This is a genomic window from Dactylosporangium sp. NPDC049140, from assembly GCF_040648435.1.
In genome coordinates this window covers 302,551-320,049 of record NZ_JBEZDS010000001.1, presented here as the reverse complement: position 1 = coordinate 320,049, position 17,499 = coordinate 302,551, and the positions used below count along the sequence as shown (strand labels likewise).

The following is a 17,499-nucleotide window of genomic DNA, read 5'->3' as shown; positions in this document are numbered from 1 at the left end:
ATGGAGAAGCCAGTGCGGAACCACAACTCGCTCCACCCGGAGGTCCCGGACCTGCTTCGGCTCGGTCCCAATCGCTTCGAGGCCGCCCTGCGGGCCGAGGCGGAGGTCGTGAAGGAAGAGCAGAAGAGCGTCCGGGATCGGTACCTCGAGCTGTCGCGCCAGGAGGATGAGCAGGAGGACGGCCGGGGCGTCACGCGCCGCCGCTTCTTCGTCGGCGCGGCGGCCACGGCCACGGCCCTGGCGACGAGCCAGTTCATCACCACGCAGGCCTCGTTCGCGGCCACCCCGACGGGCACGCTGATCCACGTGTTCCTCTACGGCGGGGCCGACGCGCTCTCGCTCTTCGCGCCGATGAACGACGCGACCCTGAACCGCGTCCGGCCGAGCTTCACGCTGCCGGACAGCACCTCTATCCCGCTGGAGCGCGGGTTCGGGCTGAACGAGTCGTTCGCGCCGCTGAAGACGTACCTCGACGCCGGGCAGCTCGCGTTCCTCCCGGGCGTGACCGACCGCCGGCTCGACCGCAGTCACTTCGCCGCGCAGGACACCTGCCAGCTCGGCGGGCTGCCGGCCGAGACGGGCGGTATGGGCTGGCTCACCAACCTGGCCGACAAGCTCGGCCCCGGTACCGCGTTCCGTGCCGTCGGCATCGGCTCGACCCTGCCCCGGTCGCTCGTCGGCGGCGGCGGTGCCCTCGCGCTGAACAGCGTCGCCTCGCTGAACGTCAACGGCGAGGGCAAGTACAAGCAGCCGACCGTCGATGCGATCAAGACGCTCTTCACCGGCGTCGACCACCCGATCGCGACCCCGGTCCGGGCCGGGATCGACGCGCTCACGCTCGCCAGCAAGCTGGCCCAGGCGGGCTACACGCCGGACAAGGGCGTGAAGTACACCGGCGTCGGCAACGCCTTCAAGGAGCTCGCGCAGCTGATCAAGGGCGGCGCCAACGTGCGCATCGCGACGATCGGCATGGGCGGCTGGGACACCCACGACAACCAGGGCACCCGCGGCGGGTACCTCGCCCAGCACTTCGGCGAGCTCGCGACCGGCATGGCCGCGTTCTTCGACGACCTCGGCACCGATCTCGCGGCGAACGTGACCGTGATGGTTTCCAGCGAGTTCGGCCGGCGCGTCGCCGAGAACGTGGGCGGCACCGACCACGGCCACGGCGGCGGTGTGATCGTGTTGTCCGGCAAGAAGCTGGCGGGCAAGCTCCTGGGCACGTGGAACGGCCTCGACAACCTGGTCAACGGCGATGTGCCCGAGTACAACAACATGTTCTCGGTGTTCGGCTCGGTCGCGCAGGGCCGCTTCGGCCTGACGGACGCGGAGGTCGGGCAGATCTTCCCGCGCCAGACCTACACTCCAGTGAAGATCTACGCGTAGCTCCACCTACGCGTTCCAAGGGGCGGCCCCGGTCCCGGGGGCCGCCCCTTTTCATTGCACCCAGTCCGATTCGATGACGCGTCGCGCAGATCGAATCGGCCGGGGCCCGATCATGTCAGTCCTCGGACTTGCCCGACTGCAGGCCCGACGAGATCAGGTCCATGACCGTCGAGTCCTGCAGCGTGGTCACGTCGCCCAGGCTGCGGTTCTCGGCGACGTCACGCAGCAGGCGCCGCATGATCTTGCCCGAGCGGGTCTTCGGCAGCTCCGGCACGAGCATGATCTGGCGCGGCTTGGCGATCGGGCCCAGGGTCTTCGCGACGTGGTTGCGCAGCTCCTGGATCAGGGCCTCGCCCGCCTCGCCCTCGGTCTCGACGTCGCCGCGCGGGATGGTGAACGCGACGATCGCCTGGCCGGTGGTCGGATCGGTCGCGCCCACGACCGCCGCCTCGGCCACCTTCGGGTGGCTGACCAGCGCCGACTCGACCTCGGTGGTGGAGATGTTGTGGCCCGAGACGAGCATGACGTCGTCGACCCGGCCCAGCAGCCACAGGTCGCCGTCGCTGTCCTTCTTGGCGCCGTCGCCGGCGAAGTACATCTCCTGGAAGCGCGACCAGTAGGTCTCCTTGAACCGCTCGGGGTCGCCCCAGATCGTGCGGAGCATCGAGGGCCACGGCTCGCGGAGCACGAGGTAACCGCCACCGCCGTTGGGAACCGACTGGCCCTGGTCGTCGACCACGTCGGCGGAGATGCCGGGCAGGGGCCGCATGGCCGAGCCGGGCTTGGCCGCCGTGACGCCGGGCAGCGGGGAGATCATGATCGCGCCGGTCTCCGTCTGCCACCACGTGTCCACGATGGGGCAGCGGTCGCCGCCGATGTGCTCGCGATACCACATCCAGGCCTCGGGGTTGATCGGCTCGCCGACCGAGCCCAGCAGGCGCAGCGACGACAGGTCGAACTCCGCCGGGATGTCGTCGCCCCACTTCATGAAGGTGCGGATCGCGGTCGGCGCGGTGTAGAGGATCGTCACCTTGTACTTCTGCACGATCTCCCAGAACCGGCCGCGGTGCGGGGTGTCAGGCGTGCCCTCGTACATGACCTGGGTGGCGCCGTTGGACAGGGGCCCGTAGACGATGTAGCTGTGCCCGGTGACCCAGCCGATGTCGGCGGTGCACCAGTAGACGTCGCTGTCGGGCTTGAGGTCGAACACCGCGTGGTGGGTGAAGCTCGTCTGGGTGAGGTAGCCGCCCGAGGTGTGCAGGATGCCCTTGGGCTTGGCCGTCGTCCCGGACGTGTAGAGGATGAACAGCGGGTGCTCGGCGTCGAACGGCTGTGCGATGTGCTCGGTGGAGGCGGTCTCGACCGTCTCGTGCCACCACAGGTCGCGCTCGCCGTCCCAGTCGACCTCCTGGCCGGTGCGCCGGACCACGAGCACCTTCTCGATGCTCGGCGTGCGGGCGACCGCCTCGTCGACGATGGACTTGAGGCCGCTGGGCTTGCCGCGGCGGAAGCCGCCGTCGGCGGTGATGATGAGCTTGGCGCTGGCGTCGTCGATACGGCCGCTGAGCGCGTCGGCCGAGAAGCCGCCGAAGACGACCGAGTGCGTGGCGCCGATGCGGGCGCAGGCGAGCATCGCGACCGCGGCCTCGGGGATCATCGGCAGGTAGATGGCGACCCGGTCGCCTGCGACGATGCCGAGGTCGGTGAGCGTGTTGGCGGCCTGGCAGACCGAGCGGTGCAGGTCGGCGTAGGTGATGGTGCGGGTGTCGCCCGGCTCGCCCTCGAAGTGGATGGCGACCTTGTCGCCGCGGCCGGCCTCGATGTGGCGGTCGAGGCAGTTGTACGCCACGTTGAGCTGCCCGCCGACGAACCACTTGGCGAAGGGCGGGTCGGACCAGTCCAGCACCTGGTCCCACTCCTTGGCCCAGCTCAGCCGGTGCGCCTGCTGCTCCCAGAAGGCGAGGCGGTCCGCCCGGGCCTCCGCATAGGCGCCTTCCGTGAGGTTGGCGGCGGCGGCGAACTCGGCAGGCGGCGGGAACTGCCGTGTTTCGTTGAGAAGGTTTTCCAAGGTCTCGCTCATCGCAGATGGCTCCTCGATGTGGTCCAGCTCTCGCATTGAGGCTAGTTGGGGGGTGTGACAGAAAAGAAGGCGCCTCTTCTCTAAACTTTGTTCACAGTAGCGGCACGATACCGTCAACGGGTGCCATCCGACCCGCTCGCACCGCTGCTGGATCTCGCCGACGTCCGCCCCGCGCTCGACCAGGCCCGCGCGGCGGTCGACGCCGCCATGCGCCATCGGGCCCTGCGCCGCGCGGGCGGGCCGGTCGCCGCGGAGATCGCGCTGCGCACCTCCGTCGCCAGCGCCGCGCTGGACACCCACGGCTTCGACCTGGAGGGCGTGCGGGCCGGCGTGGTCACCGACCCCGTCGTGCAGGGCGCGCTGCGCGCCACGGCGGCGCTGGACGGCCTGACTGGCACGTGGACGAAGGCGCCGCGGCAGGTGCTGGCCAAGCTGCACACGCTTGTCGCGCGGGACGTGGTGACCGCCGGTGAGCTGGGCCGGCCGCTCGACCCGGCGGCCGCGCCACGCCTGGACGCGCTGGCCGCGCTGGTGGCCGGGGGCACGAGCGCGCCGGTGCTGTTGCAGGCGGCGGTGGTACACGGGGAACTGCTGGCGCTCAAGGCCTTCGCCGGGCCCAACGGGGTCGTTGCCCGGGCCGCGGCGCGGCTGACGCTGGTGGCGGGCGGGCTGGACCCGCGGGGACTGCTCGCGATGGATGTCGGGCACCGCAGCCGCGAGCCCGAGTACGTCGGGTCCGCCAATGCCTTTGCCACCGGTACACCCGACGGCGTTCGATCGTGGTTGCGCCATTACGCGGCGGCGGCCGAACGCGCCGCGGAGGAGCTGCTCGAGGTGTGCGAGAAGGCCGCGGAGTAGGGGGTCTCCGCGGCCTGTCCCGGTTCAGCTGCTGCTGCTGCGGGCCCGAGCGGCCTTGACCACGTTGATGATCAGCACGATCGGGATGATGAAGACGTACCAGATGATGTAGACCGACTCCGGGTTTCCGATGAGCAGGTACAGCCCGTAGCCGATGAAGGCCACGCCGATCACGACGTTGAGCACTCGCTGACCGACCGACGTCAGGCCGAAGCCGATCGCGCCGATCACGACGGCGATGAGACCGCTGACGCAGAGCAGGCCGATGTAGGCCAGCTCCTGGCCCTCGCTGATCTCGCCAAGAGCAGCGTTCATAGGTGTTGCCTCCGGGGATGGATCGGGGTAGGGCTGCGCCAGCCTAGAACGCGTCCCCAAATCCGTCTGCCCCGTTTTGGCCTGCGGTTATTACAGCCCGGACACAGTGAACGGCGCCTCGATTGCGGAGGCGCCGTCACACACGTCCGACCGGGTTACCAAGCGTGCACCTCAAGTCCGTTCGCAACAGTCCTCGCGGATCCGCTGCAACGCGCCTTACCGCGGCTGGTCGCTCGTGGGTGCCCGGCGGCCGTGCACGAGGTCTCTGACCTCGCTATTTCTTTCTACGCCGCCCTCACCACGATCGGAAGCCCCGCCCGGCAATCTGTGACTGGTGGGGCTCAGGTGGCGGCCAGCTGGGCCGCGCGCGCCTTGCGATGCCTGCTGTACAGCGCCAGGCCGATCGCGACCGCCGCCCCCAGCCCGAGCGCGGCCGCCGCCACCGGCACCGCCGGCCGCTCGCGCAGGCGGCGGCCCAGCGGGATCGGGTGGCGGAACTCGAGCATCGGCCAGCCGCGCTCGACCGCGATCCGGCGCAGTGCGCGGTCGGGGTTGACGGCGGTGGGGTGCCCGACCAGGCTGAGCAGCCCGGCGTCGGTGACGGAGTCGGAGTATGCGTAGCAGGCCGAAAGATCGTAGTCGCGCTCGGTGGCGAGCTCCTTGACCGCGACGACCTTGTTCGGGCCGGCCGCATAGAAGTCGATCTCGCCCGTGTAGCAGCCGTCGTCGCCGACGTTCATGCGCGTCGCGATGATGTCGGTGATGCCCAGCTGCTCGCCGATAGGCCTGACCATCTCGTCACCGGAGGTCGAGACAAGGACCACATCGCGGCCCGCGGCGCGGTGCTCCTCGATCAGCAGCGCGGCCTCGGCATAGATATACGGGTTGATCAGCTCCTCGAGCGTTTCCCGCACGATCTGGCGCACTTGCTCGGCGCGCCAGCCTTTGACCAGCGCCGCGAGATAGTCCCTGGTGCGAGCCATGGTCTGCTCGTCGGAGCCGCCGCCGACGCGGAAAATCAGTTGTGCGTAGGCGCCTTTGATGACATCGCGGCGGCTGATCAGCCCGTCGCGATAGAACGGTCGACCGAAGGCCAAGGCACTCGACTTGGCGATCACCGTTTTGTCCAGATCGAAAAACGCGGCGCTACGCCCCACGGCGGGCAAGTGTAGCGTTGCGCGGCGGCCCGCGGTGTCCGGACTTGTCCAAAGCCGGTCCAAAGGCCGACTGGATCACGCTGGGCTCGCGGGTGATCACGCCTGAGTTACCCCAGAGTGAAATATTGATTGGTGTCCTGGGCGTGTTGCGGGCCGGTCCTACTCGACGTATGGCGGTCGTCTCAGGCATGCTTATGTTTGCGACGAGGTTTCACGTCAGCATGCATGGCGGAGACCCGTTATTGACCCTCGGCGGTTGCACCCCCCGTAACCGCTGAGCGGGTTCGGCTCGACCCCCCCGGAGCCGAACCCCCGGCGACCCCCGTCACCCCCCGGCGGGGGTCGTCCCCTTCTCCGGCACTTTTGCCGTGAGCCGCTTCTGTGCTGGTTGCCGGATTTTAGCCACATGGCCTTTTGGATGGTGGCTGGGACTTTCGTCGGTATGCGCGGTGGTTAGCCAGCATTGACGCCGGATGCTTTGTTGAGCGTTCACGGTCTCGCTATTTCTTTCGGTACCTCGGCCCCGCTACGCCCGTACTGACCGGATTTGTCGGGGTTTCATTAACAGATCGAGTTCGTTCTGGGCACGTCGTCCACAAGCGGCCGGTTGTCCACAGATCCGGCTCCGGCCGCGAGCGGGCGAGGGCCCGATAGGGCCACGGTGAGCGCCGTTAGTCGAACCGCTCACGACCCGTGGAGCCCTCCGTGCACCGACCATTGCTCGTCTCCGACGATCCCGCGCTGCTCGACCGGGTCGTCGACCTCGCCGCCCGGCACGCTCTCGAACTCGACGTGGCGCCCGGCCCCGCCGACGCTCGCCGCCGATACAGCACCGCACCGCTCGTGCTCATCGGCGACGAGGCCGCGCCCGCCTGGCTGCGCGCCGGGCTGCCCGAGCGGGCCGGGGTGATGCTGCTGACCCGCGGTCATGGGACGGCTCGGGTCGCGAGCCTGGCCGAGGAGGTCGGCGCCGAGTGGATCGTGCGGATTCCCGACGGCGAGCGATATCTCCTGCGCGAGCTGCGCCGTGCCTCCGCCGGGCCCGCGGTCACCACCGCCGTGCGCGGCCGCATCGTCGCCTGCATCGGCGGCCGCGGCGGCGCCGGCGCGACAGTCCTCGCTGCGGGCCTCGCGCTCACCGCCGGCCGCGCCGGGCTGCGCACCCTGCTCGTCGACGCTGACCCGCTCGGCGGCGGCGCCGACCTCGCCCTCGGCTGGGAGAAGATCAAGGGCCTGCGGTGGCCCGCGCTCGAGCACACCGACGGCCCGGTCGACCCGGGCACGCTGTTCGCCGCCCTGCCCGCCCGCGACGGCGTGGCCCTGCTCTCGTGCGGCCGCGACCCGGACGCTGCCGTCGGCCTGCCGCCCGCGGCGATGGCCAGCGCCCTCGACGCCGGCGGCCGCGCCCGCGACCTCGTCGTGGCCGACCTGCCCCGCCGCCTCGACGACGCCGCGACCCTGGCCCTGCGCGCCGCCGACCTGGTCCTGCTGGTCGTCCCGGCCGAGATGCGGGCCTGCATGGCGGCCGCGCGCGTCGCCGCCACCATCGCCCCGCACACCGACGCCGTCCAGGTAGTCGTGCGCGACCCCGGCGAGGTGCGGCGCCGCCAGATCGAGGCCGTGCTGCGGCTGCCCGTGGCGGGCGAGCTGCACTCCGAGGGCGGGCTGCCCGGCCGCGTCGACCGCGGCGCCGGCCCGCCCGGCCGGCGCGGCTCGCTCGTCGCGCTCTGCCGGCACATCCTCGGCGGCGTCGGCCTCGGCCCGGTCAGCCCCGAGGCGGGAGCGGCGGCGTGAAGGCCGGCACGCCGCCGCGGCTCGCGGCCCCGGCCGGCCAGGACATGACGGACCGGGTCCGCGCCCGGCTCACCGCCCAGGGCACCGAGGCGACGCCCGGCACGGTCGCGGCCGCCGTGCGCGCGGAGCCGGGCGGCCGGCTGCTCAGCGACGAGTCCGTGCGCCGCATGGCGGGACGGCTGGCCGGCGAGATGACCGGCACCGGCCCGCTCAGCATGCTGCTGGCCGACCCGACCGTCACCGACGTGCTCGTCAACGGCGGCGAGGTCTGGGTCGACCGCGGCGACGGCGGGCTGCGGCGCGTGCCCGGATCGATCGGCGACGAGATGTACGTCCGCAAGCTCGCCCAGCGCCTCGCCTCCAACGCCGGCCGGCGCCTGGACGACGCGAGCCCGTTCGTCGACATCCGCCTGCCCGACGGCACCCGCATGCACGCGGCGCTGCCGCCGGTGGCGCTGCGCGGGCCGTACCTGTCTCTGCGCACCTTCCGGAGGCGTGCCTTCACCATCGACGAGCTCGTCCGCTGCGGCACGCTCGACCCGGGCGCGGCGCGGCTGCTGCGCGCGGTGGTGGAGGCGCGGCTGCCGTACCTCGTGACCGGCGGCACCGGCAGCGGCAAGACGACGGTGCTCGCCTCGCTGCTGTCGGTCGTCCCGGTCACGGAGCGGGTCGTGATCGTCGAGGACGCCGCCGAGCTGCGCCCCGCCCACCCGCATGTCGTGGCGTTGCAGGCCCGGGTCGCCAACGTCGAGGGCGCCGGGCAGGTGAGCCTCCGCGAGCTGGTACGCCAGGCCCTGCGGATGCGCCCCGACCGGCTCGTCGTCGGCGAGTGCCGTGGCGCGGAGATCGTCGACCTGCTCGGCGCCCTGAACACCGGGCACGAGGGCGGTGCGGCCACGCTGCACGCCAACTCGCCGGCCGACGTGCCGGCGCGGCTGGAGGCGCTGGGGCTGCTCGGGGATGTCCCGCGGCCGGCCCTGCACGCGATGGTCGTCTCCGCCCTGCGGGTGGTCGTGCACCTGCACCGGTCCGGCACCGGGCTCCGCGAGCTCACCGAGATCTGCGTGCTCTCCCCGCACCCCGACCGCCAGACCGCGGTCGTGGTCACCGCGTGGCGGCGGGGCAGCGGCCCCGGCCCGGCCGCGCCGGACCTCGACGAGATGCTGGCCGCGCGGGGCGTAGACCCGCCGAAGCCGGGCGGGCGCTGGAAGTACTCACCCGAGGACGGCTGGTCGTGAGCGCCCTCGACCTCGCGCTGCTGGCGGGGCTGGCGCTGGTGCTGGGCGGGGTCGCGTACTGGCGGCACAGGCGACGGGCGTCGGCGCGGCTGGCCCGCGTCAGCCGTGCGGCGAACCGGCGGTCCCGGGCCCGGCCGCGGTGGTCCGCGTGGCTGGTGCGGCGGCCGGTGCTCGCCGGCACGGCGGCGGTGGCGCTCGGCTCGGGCGGGGCGCTCGCGCTCGCGGGGCCGGTGGCGGCGGTGCTCGTCGGGGTGTACTGCCTGATGGCGACGCTTGCGGCGCGCCGGCACCTGCTGCGGCGCGACGGCGAGCGGCTCGTGGCGGGGCTGCTCGATGCCGTGGACGCGACGGCGGAGGGCCTGCGGGCCGGGGCGTTGCCGGACGGCTCGACGCTGAACGACCTGCTCGCCGGGGCGCCCTCCGACGGCTCGGTGGTGGGGGTGGCCCGGGCTCGGCTCGCGGCGGCGTACCGGCTCAGCGAGTCCCTCGGCGTGCCGCTCGTCGGGCTGCTGGAGCGGGTCGACGCGGATCTGCGCTCCGGGCAGGCGCTGCGCGCGGAGATGGCGGCGCAGCTCTCGGGGGCGCAGACCTCGACCGCGGTGCTGCTGCCGCTGCCGCTGCTCGGGCTGTGGGTGGGCGCGGCCATCGGCATCGACCCGGTGCAGCAGCTCCTGCACACGCCGCTGGGGGCGGGGTGCGCCGCGTCGGCGGTCGCACTGCAGTGGCTGGGGCTGCTGTGGACGGGCCGGATGGTGCGCTCGGTGACGGCGGAGGCCCGGTGATGGGCGCCTGGATGTGGCGGCTTCCGCGACCGCTCGGGCCGCGGGTGGCGGTGTCCGTCGGCTGGTGGGTCGGCGGCTCGTCGGGGCTGGGGTTCGGGGTCGGCGTGCTCGTGGGGGGCCGGGTGGTCTGTGCCGTGTCGGCGGAGGTGGCTTCGAGGGCCGGGGGTGGGTCGTGAAGGGCTGGAGGCGTTGGCTGGCCGCGTTGGCGGCCGGGGGCGGGGTTGCGCTCGCCGTCGGCGACTGGACCGGGGCCGCTCTGGGTGTCGTCGTGGCCGGCGGAGGCTTCGTTCTCCTCGGGCGGGCCGAGCCGGCCCATGTGCGGCGGGAGCGCGCCACGGCCCGGTCCGACCTGCCGTTCGCGGCCGACCTGCTCGCGGCGGCGCTGCGGGCCGGGGCGCCGCCCGATCGGGCCGCGCTGGCGGTCGGGGAGGTGCTCGGCGGGCCCGTGGGGGAGCGGCTCGTGCGGACCGGGCGGGCGCTGCGGCTCGGGGCCGCGCCCGAGTCCGCCTGGGGGCACCTGGCCGACCTGCCGGGCGGGGCACGGTTCGCGCGGGCGGCGACGCGCAGTGCCGAGCACGGCCTGGCGCTCACCCGGACGCTCGACCGCCAGGCCTCCGACCTGCGCGTGGCCCGGGCGGCGGCCGCGTCGGCGGCGGTGCGCCGCGTGGGGGTGCTGGCCGTCCTGCCGGTCGCCGTGTGCTTCCTGCCGGCCTTCGTCCTCGTCGGCGTGGTCCCGGTGCTCGCGGCGCTGTTCCGCGACGTTCTCGCCGCCCTGTGAAAGCCGAATACCGATAGCGACAAGGAGCAGAGATGCAAGTGACGAGAGCCCGCCTCCTGGCCGTTGTGCGCCGGGACGACGGGGCGATTTCGATCGAGTACGCGGCCCTGGTGGTCATCGGCATCATCCTCGTCGGGGTGCTGATCAGCATCGTGCACTCCGATGTGATGAAGGCCTACCTGACGGGCCTGATGATGAAGGACCCGGCGTGAGCGCCCGGGGGAGGGCCGCCGTTCCCAGCGGTCCGAGCAGGAGCGCGCGGCATCGGCGAAGACCGCCGGGCGCGCCCAGTCACCGCGGCGACCGGGAGCGCGGGTCGACGGCGCTCGAGGTGGCCATGGCGATCCCGGTGATCCTGCTGTTCCTCATGGCCGGCGTGATCATGCTCAGCGTCATGACCAACAAGCTCTCCGTCACCGACAGTGCGGGGGCGGCGGTGCGGGCGGTGGCGCGGGGCGAGCAGGTGCCGAAGCTGCACTCGGGCACGGAGGTGATCTCGGTGGAGCACGAGGGGGACCTCGTGCGGGTGACCGTACGGCGGAAGGTGGTCAACCCTCTTCTCGCGGGCTTCTACGTCGAGGAGACGGCGGTGGCGATGGTCGAGCCGGGGTCGTGAACCGGGGGCCGGGCGATCGGGGGTCGGCCTCGCTCATCTGCCTCGCGGTCGGGCTGGCCCTCGCAGCGCTGGCGCTCGGCATCTCGACCGGTGGCGGTGTGCTCGTGGCGGCGCATCGGGCCCGCAATGCCGCCGACTCGGCGGCGCTCGCCGGGGCGTTGAAGGTGGCTCGGGGGTCCGAGGCGGCTTGTGCGGCGGCGGGGCGGCTGGCGGGGGAGAACCGGGGGCGGCTGGCGGCGTGTGAGGTCGCCGGGGCGGTCGTCACGGTGACGGTCGAGGTGGCGACGCGGGCCGGGCTCGTGGCCCGGGCTCGGGCGCGCGCCGGGCCGGTGGGGTGGAGCGGCGCTGAGTCGGGCGCCGGGCCACCGGTGGAGCAGGGCGACGCTGAGTTGGGCGCCGGGCCACCGATTGAGTGGCGCGGCGCTGAGTCGGGCGTCGGACCACCGGTGGAGGAGGGCGGCGCTGAGTCGGGCGCCGGGCCCGTGGGTTATTACGCGGAGCCGCGTGGCGCAGTTGGGGAGGGCGCGCTTGGCCGCTAGGGCCCGTGGGAGATTCCGCCGGGTGCGCGGTCCGAGCGGGTCCCCCGGGAGGTTCCGTTTACCGGAGAAGTGGAGGGCGGTTTGGACGAACGCTGACACGTGCCAGGGGTCCGGATTTTGGCGAGTCCGGGCCCCGCCGGGCGTCAGATGTGGCTCAGGACCAGGGACAGGAGGCGCGCCGCCTCGGGTTTGTTCAGGGGGTTGTTGCCGTTGCCGCACTTCGGCGACTGCACGCACGACGGGCAGCCGTGTTCGCAGCGGCAGGCCCGGATGGCGTCGTTCGTGGCCCGGAGCCAGGTTGCGGCCGTTTCGTAGGCGCGTTCCGCGAAGCCGGCGCCGCCGGGGTGGCCGTCGTACACGAAGATCGTGGGCAGGCCCGTGTCCGCGTGGGCGGCGGTCGAGAGGCCGCCGATGTCCCAGCGGTCGCACGTCGCGATCAGCGGTAGCAGGCCGATCGCCGCGTGCTCGGCCGCGTGCAGGGCGCCCGGCCACTCCAGGTCGGGGATGCCGGCGGCGTCCAGGGCGTCGGGGTCGATGGTCCACCAGACGGCCACCGTGCGCAGGACGCGCTCCGGGAGGTCCAGCGGCACGGTGTCGATCACCTCGCCCGACATGAGCTTGCGGCGCTGGTAGCTCACGACCTGGTTGGTCACCTCGACCTCGCCCAGCGCGAGCGTGATCGGGCCCGCGGTGCGCGACGACCGCACCGACAGGATGACCATCGAGGTGACGTCGCGCGGGTGGGTGCTCCAGTCCGGGTCCTCCGCGTGCACGAGGGCGCAGTTGTCGGCCAGGTCCAGCTTGTCGACCACGTACGTGGCGCCCCGATGGAGGTACACGGCGCCGTCGTGCACCTGCTGGTGCGCCGAGCCGGTGTCTACGGTGCCCAGCAGGCGGCCGGTCGACGACTCGACCACGGCGATCGGGCCGCCGCCCGCGCCGCGGAGGTCGACGTCGGGGCGGTCACGCTCGGTCCAGTACCAGCCGGCGGGGCGCTTGCGGAGCATCCCGGCGGCGACGAGCGCGTCGAGGAGGTCGCGGGTGGTCGGGCCGAAGAGGTCGACGTCGGCCTCGGTGAGGGGCAGGTCGGCGGCGGCGCAGCAGAGCTGGGGCGCGAGGACGTGCGGGTTGGCCGGGTCGAAGACGGTGGCCTCGACCGGCCGGCCGAAGAGGGCCTCGGGGTGGTGCACGAGGTAGGTGTCCAGGGGGTCGTCGCGGGCGATGAGGGTACAGTCGGCGGCTCTTCCCGCCCTTCCGGCGCGGCCCGCCTGCTGCCACAGCGAGGCGAGGGTGCCGGGGTAGCCGCACATGAGCACCGCGTCGAGGCCGGTCAGGTCGACGCCGAGCTCCAGGGCGTTGGTGGAGGCCAGGCCCAGGAGGCGGCCGTCCATGAGGTCGCGTTCGAGCGCGCGGCGGTCCTCGCGCAGATAGCCGGCGCGGTAGGCGGCGACCCGCGAGCCCAGGCCGGGTACGGCGAGGTCGAGGTTGTGGCGGGCCATGGTGGCGACGAGCTCGGCGCCCTTGCGGGAGCGGACGAACGCCAGGGTGGGCGTGCCGCGCGCGACGGAGTCGGCCAGCAGGGCCGCCGTCTCGCTCAGGGAGGAGCGGCGCGGGCCGTCCTCGGTCAGCAGCGGCGGCTCCCAGAGGCGGAAGGTGATCTCGCCGCGCGGGGAGGTGTCGGTCGCGAAGACGGAGAAGGGCAGGCCGGTCAGGCGGGCGGCCGACGCGCCCGGGTCGCCCGAGGTCGCCGAGGCCAGGACGAAGACCGGGGCGCTGCGGTAGCGGGCCGCGACCCGGCGCAGGCGGCGCAGGACGTGGGCGACGTGGGAGCCGAAGACGCCGCGGTACGCGTGGCACTCGTCGACCACCACGAAAGTGAGCCCGCGCAGGAACCGCGACCAGGCCCCGTGGGCGGGCAGGATGCCGTGGTGGAGCATGTCGGGGTTGGTCAGCACCACCCGGGCGTGTTGCCGGACCCAGTCGCGCTCCTCGCGGGAGGTGTCGCCGTCGTAGGTGGCCGGGTACAGGCCGGGCAGCCCCAGCTCTTGCAGCGAGCGGAGCTGGTCGGCGGCCAGGGCCTTGGTCGGGGCGATGTACAGCACCGTGGCCCGCGGGTCGGCGAGCAGCCGGGCGAGCGCGGGCAGCTGGTAGGCCAGCGACTTGCCGGATCCGGTGCCCGTGGCGACCACCGTGTGGGCGCCTTCCCAGGCCGCGGTGGCCGCTTCCGCCTGGTGGCGCCAGGGTTCGAAGCCGAAGGCCGTCCGCAGCGCGGGCGGCACCCAGGCCGGCCAGGGGACGACGGTGCCCGCGCGGCGCGGCAGCGTTTCGGTGTGGAGCAGCACGTCTGCACTCTAAAACACCTGTTCGAACCGGGAGTGACGGTACACACCGGGCAGATGTGGGAAGGGGGGTGGAGCGTCGCCTGGCGGCGGCGTCGATGGTTAGATGCCCGTGGAGGGCTTGCAAAATCCGGCCGCCAGAGGAGGAGGTCCGCATGGAGCTGTCGTTGTCGACGTACGACTCCGGCGACCACAAGGTGCTCGAAGTCGGCGGTGAGGTGGACGTCTACACCGCCCCTCGCCTGCGCGAGAAGCTTGTCGAGCTTGTGGAGCAGGGCGCCCGGCACGTGGTGGTCGACCTCAGCCGGGTGGAGTTCCTCGACTCGACGGGGCTCGGCGTGCTCGTCGGCGCGCTCAAGCGGCTCCGCGCGGTCAACGGGACGTTCGGGCTGGTCTGTGCCCATGAGCGGCTGTTGAAGATCTTCCGGATCACCGCGCTCGACCGGGTCTTCCAGCTTTTCGACACCGTGGAGGCCGCGGTCGCCGCGACCGGCGCGGGCACCGACTCCCCGGCGTAGGTCCATGCCGACAGTCCGACTCTCCTTCTCTCCCGCACCGGCGCATGTCCGGACGGCCCGCCTGGTCGGCGTGGCCGTCGCGCGGCGTGCCGGCGTGGCCGAGGAACTGCTCGAGGAGGTCCGGCTGGCGATCGGCGAGGCGTGCTCGCGGGCCGTCGCGCTGCACCGCTCGCACGGCCTCGACGACCTGGTCGACGTGGCGATGGCCGACGGCGACCGCTTCACCGTGCGCGTCGTGGACCGGGCCGCCAACGGCGCCTTGGTGCACCGCGCCCCGCAGGACGAGGCCGTCGTGCTGCTCTCCGACCCGGCCCTGCCGCTGACCACCCCGCCGGACCTCCTGGCGGAGGAGGCGGTCGCCGCCCGGATGGGCCTGGCCCTGCTGGCGGGGCTCGTGGACGACCTGAACGTGTCCGAATTGGCCGAGGGTGTCGGCACCGAGGTACGCATGTCCTGGCCGTTGGAGCGCTCCACCGACTGACATCGTGAGCAAATCGACGGAATGCGATTTGTGTAAAGGTGCAAGTCGGTGTGACCACTGACACGCCATCCGGCTAGAGTACGGCGATCGTGTATGACGTCCCTGGTCATTGGGTACCTCGGTCGCTCAGCACGGCTCCCTTTGGGGAGATTCGCCGCCGGCCTGACCGCTCGCGGCGCTGTCATGTGTCGGTACAGGAGGACAACGAATGTCCGTATCACTCGCCGCAGCCGGCGAGATTTCCCTTTCCGGGAGCAATCTGACCTACATCGTCGTCGCTCTCGTCATTGCCCTGGTGGCGCTCGGCTTTGCGGCCGCGCTGGTCAAGGCCGTGCTGGCGACGGGTCGGGGCACGCCGAAGATGCAGGAGATCGCCGAGGCGGTGCAGGAGGGCGCGAGCGCGTACCTCGTGCGCCAGTTCAAGACCCTCAGCATCTTCGTCGTCATCGCGGTCGTGCTGCTGTTCCTGCTCCCGGTCAACGATGCCGGTGATAACGAGCTCCTCATCAAGATCGGCCGGTCGGCGTTCTTCGTCGTCGGCGCGGTCTTCTCGGCCTTCATCGGTGGCGCCGGCATGGCGCTGGCCACCCGCGCCAACCTGCGCGTCGCGGCGGCGGCCCGAGAGGACGGCGGCCGGGAGAAGGCGATGCAGATCGCGTTCCGCACCGGTGGCGTGGTCGGCTTCCTCACCGTCGGCCTGGGCCTGTTCGGCGCGGCCCTGGTGGTGCTGATCTTCAAGGACCGCGCGCCGATCGTGCTCGAGGGCTTCGGCTTCGGCGCGGCGCTGCTCGCGATGTTCATGCGGGTCGGCGGCGGCATCTTCACCAAGGCCGCGGACGTCGGCGCCGACCTCGTCGGCAAGGTCGAGCAGGGCATCCCCGAGGACGACCCGCGCAACGCGGCGACCATCGCCGACAACGTGGGCGACAACGTCGGCGACTGCGCCGGCATGGCCGCGGACCTGTTCGAGTCCTACGCCGTCACCCTGGTCGCGGCGCTGATCCTGGGTCGGGCCGCCTACGGCGAGCAGGGCCTGGTGTTCCCGCTCATCGTGTCGACCATCGGCGTGATCATCGCGATCGCGGGCGTGGCGCTCACCCGCCTGCGCAAGTCCGATCGCAACGGTCTCGTCGCGATCAACCGGGCGTTCTACCTCTCCGCCATCCTCTCGGCGGTCCTGGTCAGCGCGGCCGCGCTGTTCTACCTGCCGAGCAAGTGGAGCGGCCTGACCGGCAGCACCACCGCGCTCGACGCCCTCAAGACCGCCTCGGGCGACGACGCGCCGCCGTTCGGCCCGCACGTCACGGCCATCATCGCCGTCGTCATCGGCATCGCGCTGGCGGCGATCATCCAGGCCCTGACCGGGTACTTCACCGAGACGGAGCGCCGCCCGGTCCGGGACATCGGCAGGAGCGCGCTCACCGGTCCCGCCACGGTCGTGCTCGCGGGCGTCAGCGTCGGCCTCGAGTCGGCGGTCTACTCGGCCATCGTCATCGGCGCGGGCGTCTTCGGCGCCTTCCTGCTCGGCGGCGGCTCGATCACCCTCTCGCTGTTCGCCGTCGCGATGGCCGGCACCGGCCTGCTCACCACCGTCGGTGTCATCGTGGCCATGGACACCTTCGGCCCGATCAGCGACAACGCGCAGGGCATCGCCGAGATGTCCGGCGACATCGACGAGGCCGGGGCCCGCACCCTGACCGAGCTCGACGCGGTGGGCAACACCACCAAGGCGATCACCAAGGGCATCGCGATCGCGACGGCCGTGCTGGCCGCGACCGCGCTGTTCGGCTCGTACACCGACACCATGAAGACCGCGCTCGCCGACGCCGGCGAGAAGGCCGACGACGCGGCCACCGCGATCTTGCTCAACGTGGCCAACCCGGGCAACCTGGTCGGCCTGCTGATCGGGGCCGCGGTCGTGTTCCTGTTCTCCGGCCTCGCCATCAACGCCGTGGCCCGCTCCGCGGGTGCGGTCGTGTTCGAGGTCCGGCGGCAGTTCCGCGAGTTCCCGGGCATCATGGACGGCACGCAGCGGCCGGAGTACGGCAAGGTCGTCGACATCTGCACCCGCGACGCCCAGCGTGAGCTCATCACACCGGGTCTGCTCGCGGTCCTGGCGCCCATCGCCGTCGGCTTCGGCCTCGGCGTCGGCCCGCTGGCGGCCTACCTCGCCGGCGCGATCGGCACGGGCACGCTCATGGCGGTCTTCCTGTCCAACTCCGGCGGCGCGTGGGACAACGCGAAGAAGCTGGTCGAGGACGGGGTCCACGGCGGCAAGGGCTCTCCGGCCCACGCCGCGACGGTCATCGGCGACACCGTCGGCGACCCGTTCAAGGACACCGCCGGCCCGGCCATCAACCCGCTGCTCAAGGTGATGAACCTGGTCGCCCTGCTGATCGCCCCCGCCGTGGTCACCATGACCATCGGCAACGGCAACCAGGTCGCCCGGTACGCCATCGCGCTCGGCGCGGTGCTGGTCATCGCCGGCGCGGTGGTGATGAGCAAGCGCAAGTCGTCGACGGTCGACGCCGGCGACGGCAACGGTGCCGCCGAGACCGAGGCCGAGCCCGAGAAGGTCACCGCGTAACCGAACCCGCACGACGACGCCCCGGCCGACA

General features: G+C 72.5%; 16 protein-coding genes. 12 read left to right on the top strand and 4 right to left on the bottom strand.

Annotated features, from left to right (window positions below; translation table 11 throughout):
* Window positions 1-1,386, top strand: coding sequence for a DUF1501 domain-containing protein (locus AB0B76_RS01425; RefSeq protein ID WP_360367477.1), 1,386 nt, complete (start codon window positions 1-3; stop codon window positions 1,384-1,386).
* Between the two features lie 115 nt (window positions 1,387-1,501).
* Here the strand turns inward: AB0B76_RS01425 and acs are convergent, their stop codons facing one another.
* The gene (gene acs, locus AB0B76_RS01420) at window positions 1,502-3,466 is read right to left on the bottom strand and encodes an acetate--CoA ligase (RefSeq protein ID WP_360367474.1); all 1,965 of its coding nucleotides are present in this window, start codon (window positions 3,464-3,466) and stop codon (window positions 1,502-1,504) included.
* Between the two features lie 120 nt (window positions 3,467-3,586).
* Here acs and AB0B76_RS01415 point away from each other — a divergent pair, with 120 nt between their 5' ends.
* The gene (locus AB0B76_RS01415) at window positions 3,587-4,324 is read left to right on the top strand and encodes an oxidoreductase (protein ID WP_360367471.1); all 738 of its coding nucleotides are present in this window, start codon (window positions 3,587-3,589) and stop codon (window positions 4,322-4,324) included.
* A gap of 24 nt (window positions 4,325-4,348) precedes the next feature.
* On the opposite strand, the gene AB0B76_RS01410 is transcribed toward AB0B76_RS01415, so the two are convergent.
* Entirely contained in the window at window positions 4,349-4,639 is a 291-nt protein-coding gene (locus AB0B76_RS01410; protein ID WP_360367468.1) for a hypothetical protein, read from the bottom strand.
* A gap of 341 nt (window positions 4,640-4,980) precedes the next feature.
* A complete protein-coding gene (locus AB0B76_RS01405) occupies window positions 4,981-5,805 on the bottom strand; it encodes an HAD-IB family hydrolase (RefSeq protein ID WP_360367465.1) in 825 nt (274 codons plus the stop codon).
* 696 nt (window positions 5,806-6,501) lie between these two features.
* On the opposite strand from AB0B76_RS01405, the gene ssd reads away from it, so the two are divergent.
* From ssd to AB0B76_RS01370, 7 genes are all read left to right on the top strand, one after another.
* On the top strand, window positions 6,502-7,590 hold the full coding sequence (gene ssd, locus AB0B76_RS01400; RefSeq protein WP_360367462.1) for a septum site-determining protein Ssd: 1,089 nt from the start codon (window positions 6,502-6,504) through the stop codon (window positions 7,588-7,590).
* A gap of 44 nt (window positions 7,591-7,634) precedes the next feature.
* A complete protein-coding gene (locus AB0B76_RS01395; RefSeq protein ID WP_360368675.1) occupies window positions 7,635-8,828 on the top strand; it encodes a TadA family conjugal transfer-associated ATPase in 1,194 nt (397 codons plus the stop codon).
* A complete protein-coding gene (locus AB0B76_RS01390) occupies window positions 8,825-9,610 on the top strand; it encodes a hypothetical protein (RefSeq protein ID WP_360367459.1) in 786 nt (261 codons plus the stop codon). The genes AB0B76_RS01395 and AB0B76_RS01390 overlap by 4 nt, the downstream gene beginning before the upstream one ends.
* Before the next feature lie 172 nt (window positions 9,611-9,782).
* A complete protein-coding gene (locus tag AB0B76_RS01385; RefSeq protein ID WP_360367456.1) occupies window positions 9,783-10,388 on the top strand; it encodes a type II secretion system F family protein in 606 nt (201 codons plus the stop codon).
* 32 nt (window positions 10,389-10,420) lie between these two features.
* Entirely contained in the window at window positions 10,421-10,600 is a 180-nt protein-coding gene (locus AB0B76_RS01380; protein WP_360367453.1) for a DUF4244 domain-containing protein, read from the top strand.
* Window positions 10,601-10,725: 125 nt separating this feature from the next.
* Window positions 10,726-11,004, top strand: a complete 279-nt coding sequence (locus tag AB0B76_RS01375) for a TadE family type IV pilus minor pilin (RefSeq protein ID WP_360367450.1) — start codon at window positions 10,726-10,728, stop codon at window positions 11,002-11,004.
* Window positions 11,001-11,543, top strand: a complete 543-nt coding sequence (locus AB0B76_RS01370; RefSeq protein ID WP_360367447.1) for an Rv3654c family TadE-like protein — start codon at window positions 11,001-11,003, stop codon at window positions 11,541-11,543. The genes AB0B76_RS01375 and AB0B76_RS01370 overlap by 4 nt, the downstream gene beginning before the upstream one ends.
* A 143-nt stretch (window positions 11,544-11,686) precedes the next feature.
* Here the strand turns inward: AB0B76_RS01370 and AB0B76_RS01365 are convergent, their stop codons facing one another.
* On the bottom strand, window positions 11,687-13,885 hold the full coding sequence (locus AB0B76_RS01365; protein WP_360367444.1) for a DEAD/DEAH box helicase: 2,199 nt from the start codon (window positions 13,883-13,885) through the stop codon (window positions 11,687-11,689).
* Window positions 13,886-14,037: 152 nt separating this feature from the next.
* Between AB0B76_RS01365 and AB0B76_RS01360 the strand changes: the two genes are divergently transcribed.
* From AB0B76_RS01360 to AB0B76_RS01350, 3 genes are all read left to right on the top strand, one after another.
* Window positions 14,038-14,400 carry an STAS domain-containing protein gene (locus AB0B76_RS01360; protein ID WP_360367441.1) on the top strand — a complete coding sequence of 121 codons (363 nt, stop codon included), beginning with the start codon at window positions 14,038-14,040 and terminating at the stop codon, window positions 14,398-14,400.
* 4 nt (window positions 14,401-14,404) lie between these two features.
* Window positions 14,405-14,881, top strand: coding sequence for an ATP-binding protein (locus AB0B76_RS01355; RefSeq protein WP_360367438.1), 477 nt, complete (start codon window positions 14,405-14,407; stop codon window positions 14,879-14,881).
* A gap of 208 nt (window positions 14,882-15,089) precedes the next feature.
* Window positions 15,090-17,468 carry a sodium-translocating pyrophosphatase gene (locus AB0B76_RS01350; RefSeq protein WP_360367435.1) on the top strand — a complete coding sequence of 793 codons (2,379 nt, stop codon included), beginning with the start codon at window positions 15,090-15,092 and terminating at the stop codon, window positions 17,466-17,468.
* The last annotated feature ends 31 nt before the right edge of the window (window positions 17,469-17,499 follow it).

What these genes read in the sequence shown, in the direction of transcription:
- AB0B76_RS01410 (WP_360367468.1), bottom strand. Translation starts at nt 4,639, where the DNA reads ATGAACGCTGCTCTTGGCGAGATCAGCGAGGGCCAGGAGCTGGCCTAC.
- AB0B76_RS01380 (WP_360367453.1), top strand. Translation starts at nt 10,421, where the DNA reads ATGCAAGTGACGAGAGCCCGCCTCCTGGCCGTTGTGCGCCGGGACGAC.
- AB0B76_RS01395 (WP_360368675.1), top strand. Translation starts at nt 7,635, where the DNA reads ATGACGGACCGGGTCCGCGCCCGGCTCACCGCCCAGGGCACCGAGGCG.
- AB0B76_RS01425 (WP_360367477.1), top strand. Translation starts at nt 1, where the DNA reads ATGGAGAAGCCAGTGCGGAACCACAACTCGCTCCACCCGGAGGTCCCG.
- AB0B76_RS01350 (WP_360367435.1), top strand. Translation starts at nt 15,090, where the DNA reads ATGTCCGTATCACTCGCCGCAGCCGGCGAGATTTCCCTTTCCGGGAGC.
- acs (WP_360367474.1), bottom strand. Translation starts at nt 3,466, where the DNA reads ATGAGCGAGACCTTGGAAAACCTTCTCAACGAAACACGGCAGTTCCCG.
- AB0B76_RS01355 (WP_360367438.1), top strand. Translation starts at nt 14,405, where the DNA reads ATGCCGACAGTCCGACTCTCCTTCTCTCCCGCACCGGCGCATGTCCGG.
- AB0B76_RS01360 (WP_360367441.1), top strand. Translation starts at nt 14,038, where the DNA reads ATGGAGCTGTCGTTGTCGACGTACGACTCCGGCGACCACAAGGTGCTC.
- AB0B76_RS01375 (WP_360367450.1), top strand. Translation starts at nt 10,726, where the DNA reads ATGGCGATCCCGGTGATCCTGCTGTTCCTCATGGCCGGCGTGATCATG.